15 protein-coding genes are annotated in these 18227 nt (G+C 69.6%); 4 read left to right on the forward strand and 11 right to left on the reverse strand.

Annotation, left to right across the window (positions count from 1 at the left end):
* The 4 genes from E6C76_RS20905 to E6C76_RS20920 form a co-directional block, all read left to right on the forward strand.
* A partial coding sequence (locus E6C76_RS20905; protein WP_136350209.1) for a 2-oxo acid dehydrogenase subunit E2 occupies positions 1 to 970 on the forward strand: 970 nt, incomplete at its 5' end.
* Positions 971 to 981: 11 nt separating this feature from the next.
* Positions 982 to 2379, forward strand: a complete 1398-nt coding sequence (gene lpdA / locus E6C76_RS20910) for a dihydrolipoyl dehydrogenase (RefSeq protein ID WP_136350210.1) — start codon at positions 982 to 984, stop codon at positions 2377 to 2379.
* 32 nt (positions 2380 to 2411) lie between these two features.
* Positions 2412 to 4400, forward strand: coding sequence for a sigma-54-dependent Fis family transcriptional regulator (locus tag E6C76_RS20915; RefSeq protein WP_168734402.1), 1989 nt, complete (start codon positions 2412 to 2414; stop codon positions 4398 to 4400).
* A 17-nt stretch (positions 4401 to 4417) separates the two neighbouring features.
* On the forward strand, positions 4418 to 6112 hold the full coding sequence (locus tag E6C76_RS20920) for a methyl-accepting chemotaxis protein (protein ID WP_136350212.1): 1695 nt from the start codon (positions 4418 to 4420) through the stop codon (positions 6110 to 6112).
* Positions 6113 to 6136: 24 nt separating this feature from the next.
* On the opposite strand, the gene E6C76_RS20925 is transcribed toward E6C76_RS20920, so the two are convergent.
* From E6C76_RS20925 to E6C76_RS20975, 11 genes are all read right to left on the reverse strand, one after another.
* On the reverse strand, positions 6137 to 6757 hold the full coding sequence (locus E6C76_RS20925; RefSeq protein ID WP_168734403.1) for a DsbA family protein: 621 nt from the start codon (positions 6755 to 6757) through the stop codon (positions 6137 to 6139).
* A gap of 49 nt (positions 6758 to 6806) precedes the next feature.
* Complete coding sequence (gene moaA, locus E6C76_RS20930) at positions 6807 to 7790, reverse strand: GTP 3',8-cyclase MoaA (protein ID WP_136350214.1); 984 nt, start codon at positions 7788 to 7790, stop codon at positions 6807 to 6809.
* 120 nt (positions 7791 to 7910) lie between these two features.
* Positions 7911 to 9146 (reverse strand): MFS transporter, encoded by a 1236-nt coding sequence (locus E6C76_RS20935; RefSeq protein ID WP_136350215.1) that lies wholly within the window; start codon positions 9144 to 9146, stop codon positions 7911 to 7913.
* Positions 9143 to 10189, reverse strand: a complete 1047-nt coding sequence (locus E6C76_RS20940; protein ID WP_136350216.1) for a CobW family GTP-binding protein — start codon at positions 10187 to 10189, stop codon at positions 9143 to 9145. The genes E6C76_RS20935 and E6C76_RS20940 overlap by 4 nt, the downstream gene beginning before the upstream one ends.
* A 14-nt stretch (positions 10190 to 10203) precedes the next feature.
* Entirely contained in the window at positions 10204 to 11664 is a 1461-nt protein-coding gene (gene gabD / locus E6C76_RS20945; RefSeq protein ID WP_136350217.1) for an NADP-dependent succinate-semialdehyde dehydrogenase, read from the reverse strand.
* A gap of 11 nt (positions 11665 to 11675) precedes the next feature.
* Positions 11676 to 12614 carry an NAD(P)-dependent oxidoreductase gene (locus E6C76_RS20950; RefSeq protein ID WP_136350218.1) on the reverse strand — a complete coding sequence of 313 codons (939 nt, stop codon included), beginning with the start codon at positions 12612 to 12614 and terminating at the stop codon, positions 11676 to 11678.
* On the reverse strand, positions 12611 to 13006 hold the full coding sequence (locus E6C76_RS20955; RefSeq protein ID WP_136350219.1) for a DoxX family protein: 396 nt from the start codon (positions 13004 to 13006) through the stop codon (positions 12611 to 12613). The genes E6C76_RS20950 and E6C76_RS20955 overlap by 4 nt, the downstream gene beginning before the upstream one ends.
* A gap of 47 nt (positions 13007 to 13053) precedes the next feature.
* Complete coding sequence (locus E6C76_RS20960) at positions 13054 to 13386, reverse strand: cupin domain-containing protein (RefSeq protein ID WP_168734404.1); 333 nt, start codon at positions 13384 to 13386, stop codon at positions 13054 to 13056.
* Positions 13387 to 13405: 19 nt separating this feature from the next.
* The gene (locus E6C76_RS20965) at positions 13406 to 14659 is read right to left on the reverse strand and encodes a M24 family metallopeptidase (RefSeq protein ID WP_136350221.1); all 1254 of its coding nucleotides are present in this window, start codon (positions 14657 to 14659) and stop codon (positions 13406 to 13408) included.
* 43 nt (positions 14660 to 14702) lie between these two features.
* Positions 14703 to 15818 carry an NADH:flavin oxidoreductase/NADH oxidase gene (locus tag E6C76_RS20970; protein ID WP_136350222.1) on the reverse strand — a complete coding sequence of 372 codons (1116 nt, stop codon included), beginning with the start codon at positions 15816 to 15818 and terminating at the stop codon, positions 14703 to 14705.
* Positions 15819 to 16023: 205 nt separating this feature from the next.
* A complete protein-coding gene (locus tag E6C76_RS20975; protein WP_136350223.1) occupies positions 16024 to 18018 on the reverse strand; it encodes a sigma-54-dependent Fis family transcriptional regulator in 1995 nt (664 codons plus the stop codon).
* Positions 18019 to 18227: the final 209 nt, after the last annotated feature.

Consider the following 18227-nt stretch of genomic DNA (forward strand, 5'->3'; position numbering starts at 1 on the left):
GCCGGACGGCAAGGAGGCTGCCGCCGCCGCAGCGCCCCCTGCCGCGCCAGCGCGGCAGGCATCGCCCGGGCGCGACGGCGCGCGCATCTTCGCCAGCCCGCTGGCGCGCCGGCTGGCCCTGGCCAATGGCCTCGACCTGGCGGCGATCGGCGGTTCCGGGCCGCGCGGGCGCATCGTCAAACGGGACATCGACACCGCCCTGGCGGCCGAGGCCCGGGCCGAGCCCGCCGCTGCGGCGCCGTCTTCGGCCAGCGCCGTGGAGGCCGTTCCGCCGACGGCCGCCGAGGCCGGCTACGAGCTCGTCCCGCACACCTCGATGCGGCGCGTGATCGCGCAGCGGCTGAGCGAATCCAAGCAGCAGGTGCCGCACTTCTATCTGTCGGTCGACTGCCGGCTCGACGCGCTGCTGGCCCTGCGCCAGCAGCTCAACGGGGCGCTGGAGGGGGTGAAGCTGTCGGTGAACGACTTCGTCGTCAAGGCCGTCGCCGCGGCGCTGAAGCGGGTGCCCGCAGCCAATGCCTCGTGGGGCGCCGACGGCATCCGCCGCTACCGCGAGATCGACGTCGCGGTCGCGGTGGCGACGCCCGGCGGCCTCATCACGCCGGTGTTGCGGCAGGCCGGCGCGAAGAGCATCGGCACGATCTCGGCCGAAGTGAAGGACCTCGCCGAACGCGCCCGCCAGGGCAAGCTGCGGCCCGACGAATACCAGGGCGGCGGCTTCACCCTGTCCAATCTGGGCATGTACGGCGTGGACAGCTTCGCCGCGATCATCAATCCGCCCCAGGCCTGCATCCTGGCCGTCGGCGCGGCACGGAAGCGGCCCGTGGTCGAGGGCGACGCGATCGTCCCCGCCACGGTGATGAACTGCACGCTGTCGGTGGATCACCGCGTGGTGGACGGCGCCGTCGGCGCGGAATTCCTGGCTGCCTTCAAGGGGCTGCTGGAAAACCCGTTCGGTCTGCTCGCATAGGAGGCGCCAGGATGACGCAGGAAAAATTCGACCTCACCGTGATCGGCGGCGGGCCCGGCGGCTACGTGGCGGCGATCCGCGCCGCCCAGCTGGGCCTGCGCACGGCCTTGGTGGAGCGCGAGCACCTGGGGGGCATCTGCCTCAACTGGGGGTGCATACCGACCAAGGCCCTGCTGCGCTCGGCGGAGGTCTTCGACCACTTCAGGCACGCCGGCTCGTTCGGCCTCGAAGCGCGGGAGGTCTCGTTCGACCTGGCGAAGATCGTGGCGCGCTCGCGCGCGGTGGCGGCCCAGCTGAACGGCGGCGTCAAGCACCTGCTGAAGAAGAACGAGGTGCAGGTGTTCGACGGCAGCGCCCGCCTCGCCGGGCCGGGCGCCGTGCACGTCGAGGGGCGGGCCGGGGCGCTGGAGATCGGCTCGTCCCACGTCATCCTCGCCACCGGCGCGCGGGCGCGCGCCCTGGCGCCCGTGGAGCCGGACGGCCGCCTGGTCTGGAGCTACAAGGAAGCGATGACCCCCGCGCGGATGCCGAAATCCCTGCTGGTGGTCGGCTCCGGCGCCATCGGCATCGAATTCGCGAGCTTCTACCGTACCCTCGGCGCCGAGGTGACCGTGGTCGAGGTGCAGGCGCGGATCCTGCCCGTCGAGGATGCCGAAGTCTCCGACTTCGCCCGCAAGGCCTTCGAACGCCAGGGCATGCAGATCCTCACCTCGGCCACCGTGGTGTCGCTGGAGAAGCGGGCCGACAGCGTCGTGGCGCGGGTGGACGTCAAGGGCGCGCAGGTCGAGATCGCCGCCGAGCGCGTGATCGCCGCGGTGGGGATCGTCGGCAACGTGGAGCATCTCGGCCTGGAAGGCACCGGCGTGCAGGTGGACAAGCGCCACATCGTCACCGACGCATGGTGCCGCACCGGAGAGCCCGGCGTATACGCCATCGGCGACGTGGCGGGGGCCCCCTGGCTGGCGCACAAGGCGAGCCACGAAGGCATGCTGTGCGCCGAGCGCATCGCCGGCGTCGAGGGGCTGCATCCGCTCGACCGGACGCGGATTCCCGGGTGCACCTACAGCCGCCCCCAGGTTGCCAGCATCGGCCTCACCGAAGCGCAGGCGAAGGAGGGCGGCCGCGAGGTCAGGGTGGGGCGCTTTCCCTTCGCCGGCAACGGCAAGGCGATTGCGCTGGGGGAAACGGAGGGCTTCATCAAGACCGTCTTCGATGCGGCGACGGGCGAGCTGCTCGGCGCCCACATGGTCGGCGCGGAAGTCACGGAACTCATCCAGGGCTACGCCATCGGCAAGACCCTGGAGACCACCGAGGCCGAACTGATGCACACCGTGTTCCCCCACCCCACGCTGTCGGAAATGCTGCACGAGTCAGCCCTGGCAGCCTACGGCCGGGCGATCCACATCTGAGCCGTCCGCGGGGCGCGCGCCGGGAGCCGATGATGAACAGGGAACGTTTTCTCGCCAGCACGCAGGCCGAGTGGCACCGTTTCGTGGACACGGGCGAGGTCGACGATTCGCTGGTGCGCCCGGAGGTGGCGCAGTCGTGGCAGCGCTGCCGCGTGCTGGGGATCGACCCGCGCGCGCCCAAGCTGCCGGTGATGCTCGATGCGCGGCGCCTGGCGGCGGTGCGCGAGGACAACCGCGTGCTGATGGAGACCGCGCTGCCGTTCATGCGCTTTCTCAAGACCGCCGTCCAGGGCACCGGCTTCATCCTCGTGCTCACCGAGCGCAGCGGCGTGGTGCTCGACGTCTTCGGCGACGAGCACATCCTGGCCATGGCCCGCGAGAACAACTACGTGCCCGGCTGCTCGCGCGCCGAGGAGGTGGCCGGCACCAATGCGATCAGCCTCGCGCTGATCCAGAAGCGCCCCATCCAGCTCACCGGCGCCGAGCACTGGAACGTGCGCCACCACCTGTGGACCTGCGCCTCGGCGCCGGTGTTCTCGCCCGAGGGCATGCTGCTGGGCACCGTGACCCTGTCGGGCGAGACCATCCACGCCCACCGCCACACGCTGGGCATGGTGATCTCGGCGGCCGAGGCGATCCACGAGCGCCTGCGCGAGCGCGAGACCGCCGAGGAGAAGCACGGCATCGACGTCATGCTCGCCTCGGTGCTGGGCAGCGTGTCCGAGGCCATCATCACCATCGACGCGGCGGGGATCGTCACCAACATCAATCCGGCCGCCTGCAAGGCGCTCGCCGTCGAGCCCGGCGAGGCCGCGGGCAAGCCCCTGCCGCGGCTGTTCCCGGCGCACCCCGAACTGGCCGGCCTGCTGCCGCTCGAACGCGACTGCCCCACCTTCGAGGTGACCGCCGAGCGTCCGGCCGGGCGCGCCCACTTCGTCATCACCCCCTACGTGATGCTCGCCGGCGAGGCCGCTACCGGGGCCATCCTGGCGCTGCGCGAACGGCGCGAGTTCCTCAACGAGGTGCGCGGCTTGTCGGGCCTGAACGCGGTGTTCAACTTCGAGGACATCGTCGGCCAGTCGCCCGCGCTGCTGCGCCAGATCGAACTGGCGCGCGTGGCCGCGCGCCAGAGCACGCGCATCCTGATCCTGGGCGAGACGGGCACCGGCAAGGAGCTCTTCGCCCAGTCCATCCACAACTGTTCGCAGCGCCGCCACGGGCCGTTCGTCGCGCTCAACTGCGCGGCCATCCCGCGCGAGCTGATGGAGGCGGAGATCTTCGGCTACCGCGGCGGCGCCTTCACCGGCGCGCGCAAGGGCGGGCAGGTGGGCAAGCTGGAGCTGGCCGACGGCGGCACGCTGTTCCTCGACGAGATCAACCAGATGCCGCTGGACCTGCAGTCCAAGCTGCTGCGCGCGCTGCAGGAGGGGGTGGTCACCCGCCTGGGCGACAGCAAGCCGATCCGCGTCGATGTGCGCGTGATCGCCGCGGCCAACGAGGACCTGTACGCCAAGAGCCAGGCCGGCGAGTTCCGCCAGGACCTGTACTACCGGCTCAGCGTGGTCGAGCTGGCGCTGCCGCCGCTGCGCGAGCGCACCGAGGACATCGCGCTGATCGCCCGCCACCTGCTGGCCAAGCTCGGCGAGAAGACCGGCCAGCGGGCGCTGGCGCTGTCGCCCGCGGCCGTCGAGCTGCTGCGCGGCTATCCCTGGCCGGGCAACGTGCGCGAGCTGGAGAACATCCTCGAGATGGGCGCCATCATGGCCGACGGGCGCACCATCGAGACCGAACACCTCGCCTACCGCATGCGTACGGCCGCGCCGCCGCCAGCGGCGCGGCCGCTGCCGCCCCGGGAGCGGGCGCAGACGATGGGGGCGATCGAACTGGACATGATCCGCAGCGCCATCGAAGGGTGCAACGGCAACGTCGGCGAAGCCGCGCGCCGGCTCGGGCTGTCGCGCAGCACCCTCTACCGCCGCATGCAGCAGCACGGCATCGTCAAGGCAGTCACCGCGCGCTGACGGGAGACCAGGACTCGATGGACCGCTTTTCGATCAGGACGAAATTCATCCTGCTGATCCTGCTGTCGCTGACCCTGCTGGGCGCGGTCTGCGTGACGGGCTGGCAGGGCGTGAGCTCCCTGGGGAGGGCGCTGGATACCGTGAGCGACCGGAGCGCGTCCAGCGGTGCCCTGATGACGCTGCATACCTCGCAACTGCTTTCCGTCGGCGAGATCCGGCGCGCGCGCTCCTGGGACTACGCCCAGTTCGACTTCCTGGACCCCCGGGACGCGGTGCAGGAGGCGCACGCCTTTTTCGCCGACGTCCTCAGGAACAAGCAGGCAGCCGACCGCAGCGCGCAGGCAGCCTATGAACGGTTCTCGGCGCTGCCGAAGACGGCGGAAGAGGCCGCCTCGTGGCGCGAGTTCGAGGAGGACTGGAACAGGTACGGGGTCCTGAACGACGAGATCGTGCAGCGCCTGGGCGAATTGAGCGACACGGACCAATGGAGCAAGGTGCCCGTCGGCATCTCCGTCCTGCACCGGCAGGACGACGACTCGATCGACACCCTGCGGAAGATGGGCGCCGGGCTGGATGCGCTGCTCGAATTCAACGAACGCCACGCCCGGCAGGCGAGGGAGGCGGGCGAGGCCACGAAGACGGCGGCCAGGGTCGTCATCGTCCTGGTGTTTGCGGGCGCCCTGGCCGGGCTCGCGCTCATGGCCTGGCTGATCATACGCAGCGTCACCGGTTCCCTGGACCGGCTGCGGCGGACGATGATCCTGGTGTCCGCGGAAAACGATTTCTCGGCCCGTCTGGCGGTCCGCGGAAAGGACGAAGTGGCCGAGGCGGCGGGGGCATTCAATGCCTTGCTGGGAGAAGTGCAGCATTCCCTGCAGGAGGTCTCGGGCAACGCCGCGCGGATCTCCGCGGCCGTCCGGCAGGTGGCGGGCGCCGCCGGCCACGTGTCGGATTCTTCCCGCATCCAGAGCCGGGAGGTGTCCGCGATCGCCGAGGCCATCCAGCAGATGACGGCAACCATCGGCCGCATCTCGGCGGCGTCGCGGCAGGCCCTCGAGTGCGCGCGCCGCGCGGGCGGCGGGGCCGATGAAGGCAGGGAGGTCATCTTCGGCGCGGCCGGGGAAATCGACCGGATCGCGGATACGGTGGCGCGGGCCGGCGAGACCATCGCCAGGCTGAGCCGGCAATCGGACGGCATCTCGATCGTCACCCAGGTGATCAAGGAGGTGGCGGCCCAGACCAACCTGCTTGCGCTGAACGCGGCGATCGAGGCGGCGCGCGCCGGCGAGGGCGGCAGGGGCTTCGCGGTGGTGGCCGACGAAGTCCGCTCCCTGGCGGAGCGCACCACATGCTCCGCCGAGGAGATCGCGAGCATCGTCTCCGAGATGCAGAAATCGGCGCGGGAGGCGGCGGAGGAAATGGCCGCGGTCGTCCCCCAGGTGGACCACGGCAAGGCCCTGGCGAATCAGGCGACCGGGCAGATGGAAGCCATCCGCGACGATGCCGGGCGGGTGAAGGCGGCGATCGACGGCATCTCGGCGTCCTTGAACGAGCAGAGCGCGGCGGCCGGGGAGGTTGCCGCCCGCGTCGACAACGTTGCGCAGATGAACCGGGGGAATGCCGACGAAACGGCCAGGACGGCCGCCATCGCGGACGACCTCAACGGCCTGGCCGAGGCTTTGCGGGCCTCGGTCGGGCGGTTCAGGATCTGAGGCGGCCCTTCCCCGGCGCGAAGCTCATGAACACCAGGCGTCGAGCGGGGCGAGGAGCGCCTGCAGGGGCCGATAGCCGATCGTCAGCACCGCCAGCCCCTCGCCGTCCCGCAGCAGGACCGTCGGGAAACTGTTCACGCCGACGCTGCGGGCGAAGTCGAAATCCGCCCGCGTCGTCCCGATCGTCTCCGCATCGGCGTAGGTGGCCAGGAAAAGCGCCTGGTCGATGCCGAAAGTCTCCGCAATGCGCGCAAAGGAGCGCGGGTCGTTCGGGTCGTGGTTGGCCAGGTAGAAGCCGCGCTGGGCCGCGGCGAAATACGCCCACTCCGCTTCGGGCCTGAGCTTGCGGACGGCCACGACCGCCCGGCAGGCCTTCTCGGTATCGTAGATCCAGCCCGTCTTGTCGAGGATGGAAAGGTCGAACGGCTGCCCCGTCCGGTGGCCGATCTCCTGCCAGTGGCCGCGGAGGAAATCGCGATAGCGCACGTCGACGACGTGGGTGCCGTCCGGCCGCAGCCCGCCCATCACCAGGCGGACCCCGGCCCGGTCGCAGTAGCGCGCCCGTATTTCCTGGATGACCCCGGTGAAGCCGTAGCACCACGAGCACATCGGATCGCCAAAGTAGATTATTTCCTTCTGCATCATCGTCATCTCCCTGAATTTGCTGTCCGCGGCCGGCCGCGGCGGGGGCGGGTCATCCGCCGGTCGCCGACATGAAGCGCAGGACCTGCTGCGGTTTCTCGCTGAATTCGTGCCGCTCGGGCTTCATCTCGATGGCCCCGCGGATCGCGCCTTCCAGATCCCGGTCCGATGCGCCGCCGCGCAGCAGCGCGCGCAAGTCCACCCGTTCGTCCTGGCCGAGGCACAGGAACAGCGTGCCGTCGGCCGACAGCCGCACCCGGTTGCACGCCGCGCAGAAATGCTGGGAGATCGGCGTGATGAAGCCGACGCTGAAGGCGCCGTCCGCGCTCTGCAGGTAGCGCGCCGGGCCGTTGCCTTTCACCAGTCCGTCCAGCAGGCCGAAGCGCTTGCGCAGGCGCTCGCGCACCGGCCCCAGGTCCACATGGCCCGCGTCGCGGCCGCTTGAACCCATCGGCATGGTTTCGATCAGCCGCAGGACGAATCCATGCCGCATGCAGAAGGCCGCCATGGCGTCGATCTCGTCCAGGTTGACGCCGTCGAGGACGACCATGTTGATCTTGATCGGCGAAAAACCTTCCCGCCTGGCCGCCATCAGCCCGCCGAGCACCTGGTCGAGGCAGTCCCTGCGCGCGATGCGGGCGAAGCGTTCCGGCACCAGCGAATCCAGGCTCACATTGAGGCGGCCCACCCCCGCCCGCCGCAGCTCGCCGGCATGCCTGGCGAGCTGGGTGGCATTGGTCGACAGGGACAGGTCCTCGATCCCGGGCAGCCGTCCGAGCCCGGCGGCGATCTCCACGATGTGCCTGCGGGTGAGCGGCTCGCCCCCGGTCAGGCGGATCTTGCCCACCCCCAGGCGGACGAAGACCTCCGCGATGCGCAGGATCTCCGCGCTGCCGAGCCAGTCGTCCGGTTCGTTGAAACCCTTGAACCCTTCCGGGATGCAGTAGGTGCAGCGCAGGTCGCAGCGGTCGGTGACCGACAGCCGCAGGTAGTCGATGCGCCTGCCGAAGCGGTCTTGCAGGATGGTCGTTACCATCTCAGTTGTTCCACCGCGCGTGGCGCGACCCACGGCGCATGAAACGCGGCACGGCCTGGCTTCCTTTCCCCGCGAGGGGGGAGGGGTTTGCGCACGGCGCAGGCGTGGTGTGTTTCATTTTTAGGATGGCCTCGCCGCAAGCGGAAGCCGCCGGCCGACCCGCAGCGCGGCCAGGATCGCCAGGCCCTGGAACACGGCCACCCCCACCATGACCTCGTGCAGTTGCGCGCCGTCCATCAGGCGGCCGAAGATCAGTGGCGAGACGGCGAGGCCGGTATCCAGCCCCGAGTAGACGAATCCGTATACCCGGCCGTACGACGCGGCGCCGGCGCCGGAAACCGCCGATTTGCGCACCAGCATGTCGCGCGACGGCCCGGCCAGGCCGGCAAAGAAGCCCATCGCCGCCATCAGCGGCAGCACCAGGACCGGCAGGGACAGGCCGCTCGCCAGGACCAGGGCGATGGCCGACGCGGCGGCCAGACCCGCCGCGACGATGCGGTCGGGCGCGGGTCCGGCCACGAGAAACCCGCCGCCCAGCATGCCCGCCGCGCTGCCCAGCATGTAGGCGCTGACGGCCGAGGTGGCGACCGACAGCGAGAGCGCATAGATCTGCCCCAGGGCGGGCGCCAGGTAGTTCTGCACGGCGCTGAAGGCGAGCGTCCAGCACAGGAAGAAGGCGAAGCACATCCATACCTCGCGCGCGGCGAGGAAGCCGAACGCCCGGCCCCGCGTCCCCGGCGCCTTGCCGGCCGGATGATCCGCGTCCCCGGCGGGCGCCGCCTGGTCGCCGCGCCAGGCGAGCAGCGCGAGGGGCAGGACCACCACCACCGCCGCGGCCAGCGCCGCGACGCGCCAGGATGCGGCGCTGGCGACGGCGAACATCAGCACGGGCGCCGCCGCCCAGCCGAGCGTGCCGGCGAGGCCGTGCGTGGAGAAGGCATGGCCGAGACGCGAGGGCGAGACCCGCTTGTTCAGCAAGGTGTAGTCGGCGGGGTGGAAGACCGCGTTGCCGAGCCCGGCGACGGCCGCGGCGAGGAACAGCATGCCGGTGTCCCGTGCGGCGGCCAGCAGCAGGCCGGACGCGCCAAGGAGCGCGAGGCCCGCCAGCAGCACCCGATGCGCGCCGAAGCGGTCGACGGCGAACCCGGCCACCGCCTGGCCGATGCCGGAGACGACGAAAAGCGTGCTCATCAGCAGTCCGGCCGAGGTGAAGCTGAGGGAGAACTCGTCCATGAGCCACGGGAAAAGCGGCGGCAGCACCATCTGGAAGAAGTGCGACACCGCATGCGCCAGGCCCACCAGGGAGATGACTTCGAAGTCCCTGCGCACCGCGAGGCCGTGCGCGGCCGCCTTCATTGCCGCACCCCGTCATGCGGGCGGGCCGCGCGTTCGCGCGCCGCGCGCGTCCGCCGGGAGAGCCGCTCGATGTCGGCGACCAGTTCCTCGATGTCGCCGGCCGCCTGGTCCAGGGTGATGAAGACGATCCGCGTGCGCCGATCCTCGCTTGGCCAGCGGTCGAGCCACGCCAGGCTGTGCACGAGCTGCTGCGCGCCGTGGATCACCGCCGGGCGCTCGGGCGAGCCCTCGACGTTGATGATCCCCTTGACGCGGAGCAGCGCCGGCCCCGCGTTGGCCGCCAGGGCGTCGAGGAAGAGCCTGAGCATGTCCAGGTCCCAGGGCTCGTCCCGGACGATGGAGAAGCGTCCGATCCGCTCGTCGTGCCGGCTCCGGGCGTCCTGGCCGCGCAGGCCCGGGCGGTGCGGCGCCGGGGCGGCCGGCCGCCATCCCGGCTCGAACCCGCTGCCGTGGGAGGCGCGGATCAGGGCGGCCGGGTCGGCCTCATGGACATCCACCACCTCGGACGCGGGATTGAGCCGCTTCAGGCGCTCGATCAACCCGTCGTCGGCGTGCAGGTCCGACTTGGTCACCACGATGCGGTCCGCCAGCGCGACCTGCTTGACGGACTGTTCATGGGCGTCGAGCGTGTCCTGCCCATTGACCGCATCGACGGTGGCGACGATCCCGGCCAGGCTGAAACACGGCTTGACCCCCGCTGCGGCAAGCAGGACTTCGGCCACCGGCGTGGGCTCCGCCAGCCCCGAGGTCTCGATGACGACGTGGTCGAATGCCGGCAGTTCGCCCTGCAACTGCCGCTGGTGCAGGTCGATCAGGGTGTTGACCAGATCGCCGCGCACCGAGCAGCACAGGCAGCCGTTCTGCAGCAGCACCACGGCATCGCTGCTGGCCTCGATCAGTTCATGGTCCAGGCCGATCTCGCCGAATTCATTGACGATGACCACCGTGCCGCGCAAGCGCGGATCACGCAGCGCCCGGTTCAGCAGCGTCGTCTTGCCGCTCCCCAGGAAGCCGGTGAGGAGGGTGACGGGGGTTCTGGCCATGGTTTCCTCGAATGTCAGGCGCCGATGCCGCCCATGCACAGGTACTTGACCTCGAGATACTCCTCGATGCCGTACTTCGACCCCTCGCGCCCCAGGCCCGACTGCTTGATGCCGCCGAAAGGCGCCACCTCGGTGGAGATCAGCCCCTCGTTGATGCCCACCATGCCGTACTCCAGCGCCTCCGCGACGCGCCACACCCGGCCGATGTCGCGCGAGTAGAAGTACGACGCCAGGCCGAACTCGGTGTCGTTGGCCAGGCGGATGGCCTCCTCCTCGGTGTCGAAGCGGAACAGCGGCGCCACCGGGCCGAAGGTTTCCTCGCGCGCAACCGCCATCTCCGGGGTGACGTCGGCCAGCACGGTCGGCTCGAAGAACGTGCCGCCGAGCGCGTGCCGCTTGCCGCCGGCCACGATCCGCGCCCCCTTGGCGACGGCATCGCCGATGTGGGCCTCGACCTTCGCCACCGCCGCCTCGTCGATCAGCGGCCCCTGCTGCGAGCCCGGCTCGAAGCCGTCGGCGACCTTCAGGCCGGACACCGCCTCGGCCAGCCGGCGCGCGAATTCGTCATAGATGCCGGCCTGCACCAGCAGCCGGTTGGTGCATACGCAGGTCTGGCCGGTGTTGCGGTACTTCGATGCGATGGCGCCCGCCACCGCCGCATCCAGGTCGGCGTCGTCGAAGACGATGAACGGTGCGTTGCCGCCGAGTTCGAGGGAGATCTTCTTCACCGTCGCGGCGCTTTGCGCCATCAGTTCCCGGCCGATTTCGGTCGATCCGGTGAAGGAGAGCTTGCGCACCGCCGGGTTCGCGGTGAGTTCGCCGCCGATCGCCCCGGCGGCGCCGGTGACGACGTTGAACACGCCGCGCGGAATGCCGGCGCGCGCCGCGAGCTCGGCCAGGGCGAGCGCGGAGTAGGGCGTCTGGCTGGCCGGCTTGACCACCACCGTGCAGCCCGCCGCCAGCGCGGGGCCGGCCTTGCGGGTGATCATCGCATTGGGGAAGTTCCATGGCGTGATGGCCGCGACCACGCCCACCGGCTGCTTGACGACGACCAGCCGCCGCCCCGCGGCGGGCTGCGGAATGGTGTCGCCGTAGATGCGCTTGGCTTCCTCGGCGAACCATTCGATGAAGGACGCGCCGTACAGGATCTCCCCGCGCGCCTCGGCCAGCGGCTTGCCCTGCTCGGCGGTCAGCAGCGCCGCGAGGTCCTCCTGGTGGGCCAGCATCAGTTCGTACCACGTGCGCAGGATCGCCGCGCGCTCCTTGGCGGTCTTCGCGCGCCACGCCGGCCAGGCCGCCTCGGCGGCCGCGATCGCGCGCCGGGTTTCGGCGGCGCCCATGCGCGGCGTGGTGCCGAGCGCCGCGCCCGTGGATGGATTGGCGACGCGCTGCGTCCCGCCGCCGTCGGCGTCGCGCCAGGCACCGTCGATGTAGCACTGCTGGCGGAACAGCGCGGCGTCGTTCAGATTCAGCATGTCGTAGCTCCTCAAGCCCGATCGCCCGCGTCCCCGATGCCGGCAAGCTCCTCCAGCAGGGTCACGTAGGCAAAGAAATCCATCTCCCCCCGTCCCGAGGCGATCATCGCCCCGAGGAACTGGCGCGACACCGCGGCGAGCGGCATGGGTACGTTGGCATTGCGCCCCGCATCGAGTGCGAGGTCGAAGTCCTTGGCCATCTGTGCCGCGGTGAACATCGGCGCGAAGTCGCGCGTGGCCAGCATCGCGGTCTTGTAGCCGAGCAGCGGCGATGCGACCACGCTGCTGTTGATGACCTCGATCATCTGCTGCCAGTCCACCCCGCCGCGCTCGCCCAGCACCAGCGCCTCGCCCAGCATGGCGGCGGTGACGCCGACCATCATGTTGATGGCGACCTTCAGGTAGCGCGCCTGCTCGGCCGGGCCGAGGTAGTGCAGCTTGCTGCCCATCGCCTGCAGCAGCGGGGTGCAGCGGTCGTAGGCATCCTGCGGCCCGGAGGCCAGGATGGTGAGCGCACCGGCGGCCGCGGTCGCGGTACTGCCGGACACCGGGGCGCGCAGGTAATCGATGCCCCGCTGCCGCGCCGCTTCGGCAACCCGTGCCGACAGGGCGGGGGAGACGGTGCTCATGTCGATGAAGACCAGCCCCGGCGCGGCGGCTGCGAACAGGCCGCCCTCGTTCAGCGCGACGTCCTGCAGCGCCGGGTCGTCGCTGACCATGGAGATCACCACGTCGCATTCCTGCGCCAGCAGCGGCACCGACGGCGCGAGTGTGGCGCCCTTTTCCAGCAGGGCTGCGGCGCGCGCCGGCGAGCGGTTGTAGACCCGCAGCGCGAAGCCGGCGGCCAGCAGATTGGCCGCCATCGGGGTCCCCATCTTGCCCAGGCCGATCCAGCCGACCCGCGGAGCGTTGGCGGCATGGGTGGCATGGGCGGCGGGCTGCGCACTCATGGCTGCCCCCAGTACAGCATGGCCACCACCACGCAGCACAGCGCCCAGAAGAGCGGGAATTCCATGCCGTTGAGGTTCCACAGCCACTTCACGCAGCGGTTCGAGAAACAGACCGCGATCGCCGCCACCAGCAGGCTCGCCGCGGCAAGGAGCGCGGCCCATTGGGTATAGACGCCGAACAGCAGCGCCACGGCCGCCGCCAGTTCGACGACCAGCGCGACCCGCATCCAGAAGCCCGCGGGCCTGAACCCGGCCGCCTTGAAGAAGCCCAGCGCCGGCGGCGGGTTGCCCACGATCTTGAAATAGATGTGGGGAAAGAAGAACAGGCCGCAGATGACCCGGAGCAGCACCGCGCCATTGGTAAGATCGAATGCCGAAACACTGAATGCCATTGTCGTTCCTTCGGGTATCAGCAGAGCAGGTTGGGGGCACCGGCACGTCAGCGCTGCGGTGCCATGAACACGATCATCTTCAGGGACTGCGCTCCGGCCGGCCTGACGGAATGCCGCGCGCCGGGCGGAATGAACAGGCTGTCCTCCGGCCGCAGGGTGAAACGCTCGCCTTCCACGTACGCTTCGCCTTCGCCATCGAGGATGAAGAAGCCGTGCTCGCATCCGGGGTGGCGGTCTTCCAGCCCTTCTCCGCCCGGGTGGATTTCCACCAGGTAGAGTTCGACCTGGCTCGCGCCGACGGTCTTGCCATTGACCAGCGCGCGGGCTTCGGTGAGCGTGTGCCGCGCCGGGCAGACGGGCGTCTGCCCGGGGCTGTGCACCAGGCGGCCGCGAACCGCCTCAGAACACATCGCAACCGGGCAGGCCGCAGGAGATCAGGCGGTCCGAGGGGAAGTTGGTGATGACCTCGCAGCCGTCCTTGGTCACCACCACTTCCTCCTCGATGCGCGCCGCGCCCGAACCGTCGGCGGCGCCCTTCCAGGTTTCGACGGCGAACACCATGCCTTCCTTGAGCACCGTGTTCTGCCCGGAGAAGCGCCGGCTGATGATCGGGCGCTCCCACAGGCTCAGGCCGATGCCGTGGCCGTACTGCAGCAGGAAGGCCTCCTCTTCGTTGGCATAGCCGAACTCCTGCGCCGCGGGCCATACGCTCGCCACTTCCTCGACGGTCGCGCCGGGCTTGATTGCGTCGATCGAGGCGCTGATCCACTTGGAGGCGAGATCGTAGGCTTCGATCTGGTGCCTGTTCGGCTCGCCGCACACGAAGGTGCGGTAGTAGCAGGTGCGGTAGCCGTTGAACGAATGCATGATGTCCAGATAGATCATGTCGCCGGGCTGGATGATGCGGTCGGAGAAGGTGTGCGAATGGGGGGTGCCGCGCGGGCCGGCCACCGAATTCACGCACTCGACGCGCTCGGAGCCGAGGCGGAACAGGCGGTCGTTGGCAATGGCGACCAGTTCGTTCTCGCGGATGCCCGGGCGGATGGCCTTGCAGATGTCGTAGTAGGTGGCATCCACCATCGCCGCGGCGACCTTGAGGCACTGGATCTCGTCCTGCGTCTTGACCTCGCGGGCGTCCAGCATGGCCTGCTGGCCATCGACCACCTCGATGCCTTCCTTCTCCAGTGCCCGCAGCATGGGCAGTTCCAGCAGGTCGATGCCCAGCGGCTCCTTGTCGATGCCGTAGTCCACCAGCATTTTCTTGATCTGGCGGGCAAAGTCCTGCTGCGCGCCGACCTTCGGCGGCAGGGCACCCTGCATGTTGCTGATCGGCGCCGCCAGGTGATCGGCGATCCACGGCGAACTGATGCGCTTGGCGGGCGGGGCCGGGTCCCACAGATAGGGCTGCCCGTCGCGCGGGCACAGCGCATAGCGGTCGAACTTGTCACGCACCCATTCGCCGATGTGGGTGCCGGTGATGTAGCGCACGTTGTCCACGTTGAAGCACAGGGCGGCCCCCAGGCCCGCGGCCTTGACGGCCTGCTGCGCGCGCTCGAAGCGTTCCCTGACCATGCGGGGATAGTCGATGCCCATCTCCCAGTCCTTGGCCATCGTCCCCCAGGCCGCGGTGGCGTGCGGTCGGTTGTATTTCATGTCTGTCTCCTCGGTTTATCGTCTGTTGCCGCCGCGCCGGCATTCAAGCCGGCGTTTCCTGGCGGTCGGGGAAAAGCTGCGGACGCAGCTTGGGATGGCAGGGCGTGGAACGGGCGGGATACTGGGCCTCGGCACCGAAGAGTTCGGCGGCATGCCAGGGGAAGCGCGGATCCCACATCGCGCCGCGGCCCATGCAGACGAAATCGGCCTGGCCCGACTCGACGATCCCGGCGGCGACGTGCGGATCGGCGATCAAGCCGACGACCATCGTCTTGATGTCGGCTTCCTGCCGGATGCGCCGGGCGATCTCGGCGTGATAGCCCGCTGCGAGCGGCACCGACTGCGCGGGGTGCAGGCCGCCGCTGGAAACGTCGATGTAGTCGCACCCGAGTTTCTTGAGCTCGCGCGCGAACACGACGCTCTCGTCCACCGTCCAGCCGCCTTCCACCCAGTCGCAGGCGGAAACGCGGGCGCCCAGGGGCTTGTCCTTGGGCCACGCGGCGCGCATCGCCTCGAAGGTTTCCAGCGCAAAGCGCATGCGGTTCTGCAGGCTGCCGCCGTATTCGTCGGTGCGCTGGTTCGACAGGGGGGAGAGGAACTGGTGGGTCAGGTAACCATGGCCCGCATGCATCTCGACCAGGTCATAGCCGACGCGCTCGGCGCGCTGCACCGAGGCGACGAAATCGTCGTGCAACTGCTGGATCTCGGCCTTGGTCAGCGCGCGCGGGACGTGCCAGCCGGCGGCATAGGGGATCGCCGACGGCGCCACCGTCTCCCAGGCGCCGTCGCCGGGCTCCAGCGGCTGCCCGCCGAGCGCGGGCGGCAGCGTGGAGCCCTTGCGGCCGGCGTGCGCGAGCTGGATCCCCTGGGCTGCCACGCCGAATTTCCTGGCGAAGTCGATGACGCGCTTCAGCGCCGCCTCGTTCTCGTCGGAGCACAGCGTCGCGCACTTGTGGGTGATCTTGCCGACCGCATTGACATTGGTCGCCTCGGTCATCACCAGCCCGAATCCGCCGATGGAAAAATTCCCCAGGTGATACAGGTGCCAATCGTTGGCCGAGCCGTTTTCCGAGATGTACTGGCACATCGGGGAGACGACCAGGCGATTCTTGAGCGTCAGGCCGCGAAGCTCGATGGGACTGAAGAGCGGGTTGTTCATTGCAGCGTATCTCCTCTTGAACGTTCGAATGCGATCCAGCCCGGCACGGTGGGCCGGGTTTCCCGTAGAACAGAGTGAGCAAAGGCTGTGCCAATGCACGGCACCAGTGCAAGGCGCTGATTATTGGAGGAATTTTTTCGCTGGGGAGGTGCGAGCGTGATACGTCCGTATCACGCTCGCACAGGCGTCGCATTTTGCGACTGCACTACTTGACGGTGACCGCCTTGACGATGCCGTGCTGCTGCATGCGGCGATAGACGGTCGCACGCGAAAGCCCGAGCTTCTGCCCGACCAGTTCGATGTTGCCGTTGAACTCCTCGATGGCGTCGCGGATCATGTCCACCTCGATATCCCGCACCGGACGGGATTCGATGTGCCCCGGCGCCGGTGCCTTGCGCGGCGCATCGCGCAGCGGGCTCTCCCGCATGCGGTAGGCGAGGTGTTCGGTCTCGATGGTGCGCCCGTCGGCCATGATGGCGCCCATCTCGAGGATGTTCTCCAGTTCGCGCACGTTGCCCGGCCAGGGATAGCCGCGCAGCAGCTCGACGGCCGCGGGCGACAGCGCCAGCGCCCGCTGGTCGGTCTTCTCGCCGAGCTTGGCCAGCAGGTGGCGGGCGATCAGGGCGATGTCCTCGGTGCGCTCGCGCAGCGGCGGCAGCGCCAGCTCGACCACGCTGAGCCGGTAGTACAGGTCCTGGCGGAACTCGCCGGCCTGGCTCTTGGCGTACAGGTCCTCGTTGGCCGCGGCGATCACGCGCACGTCGACGCGGATCGGCTTGCTGTCGCCCAGGCGGGTGACCACCCCCTCCTGCAGCGCGCGCAGCAGCTTGGACTGCAGGTCCAGCGGCATCTGGTTGATCTCGTCGAGGAACAGCGTGCCGCCGTCGGCCAGCTCCAGCTTGCCCACCTGCCCGCCCTTGCGCGCGCCGGTGAAGGCGCCGCCGCGGTAGCCGAAGATCTCCGCCTCCATCAGCTCGCGCGGGATGGCCGCGCAGTTGAGCGCGACGAACGGCCCGTGGCGGCGCTGCGAACAGTTGTGGATGGACTGGGCGAAGAGCTCCTTGCCGGTGCCCGTCTCGCCCAGGATCAGGATGCGCGTGCTCTGGCGCGCGGCCACGCGCGCCAGTTCGATCTGGCGCAGCAGCGCGGGCGACTGGCCGACGATGTCCTCGAAGTTGAACACCGCGTTCAGGCCCGACAAGCCGCGCACCTCGTTGAGGAACTCGCGCCGTTCGCGCAGCGCCAGGATGGCCCCGGTGGCGGCCTCGCCGGCGAGCATCAGGTAAGGGGTGATGACGAAGTGGGCGCGCCCGGCCGGGCGCTCGGCGGTCACCTCGAAGGTGGGGCAGTCGCGTTCGAGCGGCAGCAGGCCGGCCAGTTCGGGGTGCGCCGGAAACAGCCGCGGCAGGGGCTTGCCCGCGGCCTCGCCGGGCTCGACGGCGAGCGCCTTGCAGGCGGCCGGATTGATGTTGGTGACGATCCCCGCCGCGTCGATGGTGATGATGGCCTCGGACACGCTGCCCAGCACCGAGGCGAGCATGACGTCGATGCCGTGCTTCTCCTCGGCGGTCTCGCGCTCGCGCAGGCGCTCGTGGATCGCCTCGGCCGCCGAGATCACCATGCCCAGCGTGTGGCGGTGGGCGTGGATGGTCTCGCCCGACAGGGTCACGGTGCCCAGCAGCATGCCCTCGGGCGAGAACACCGGCGCCGAGGCACAGGTCCACAGGTGGTGGCGCACGTTCCAGTGCTCGGCGCCGGTGAGCTGGATGGGCCGCTTCTGGATCAGCGCGAGGCTGATCGCATTGGTGCCGGCCACCTCCTCGGCGCGCGAACAGCCGGGCACGTAGTTGTTCTCGCGGGCCATGGCCAGGATGTGCTCGTCGCCGAAGACGTCGAGCACCACGCCGCTGCGCTCGGTGAGCACGAGGATGAAGCCGGTGCCCTGGACGGCGGTCTTGAGAAAGCGCATGAACGGCAGCGCGGTCTCCATCAGCACGCGGTTGTCCTCGCGCACCGCCGCCAGGCGCCGCGCATCGAGCATCACCGGCAGCTTGGGCGCGCGCGGGTCGATCCCCAGCACGCGGCAGCGCTGCCACGACTGCGCCACCTCCGGGCGTACCAGCGAATCGTCCACCTGGCCCGTGTCCACGAAACGGTGCCACGCCGCACTGGCCGTGGCCAGTGAAGTGTCCCTGTTCATGCTCCTTGCTCCTCGCACCCCCGACAGGCGGTGTCGTTATCTTTTTTGTTGTTGCCTACACTCCTTTTGTAAGCATCTTAAACACAGGAGACGCAAGTCTCAAGTTGCGATATGCGCCTCAGTGTTGATCTAAGCTATTGTTGCGTCGCAATAAATTCCGACATTCATTGCGCCGTGATATTCCAATGGTCATAGGAATGCGGCGGCTT

It is taken from the genome of Pseudothauera nasutitermitis (assembly GCF_004801295.1).
GTDB lineage: Bacteria > Pseudomonadota > Gammaproteobacteria > Burkholderiales > Rhodocyclaceae > Pseudothauera > Pseudothauera nasutitermitis.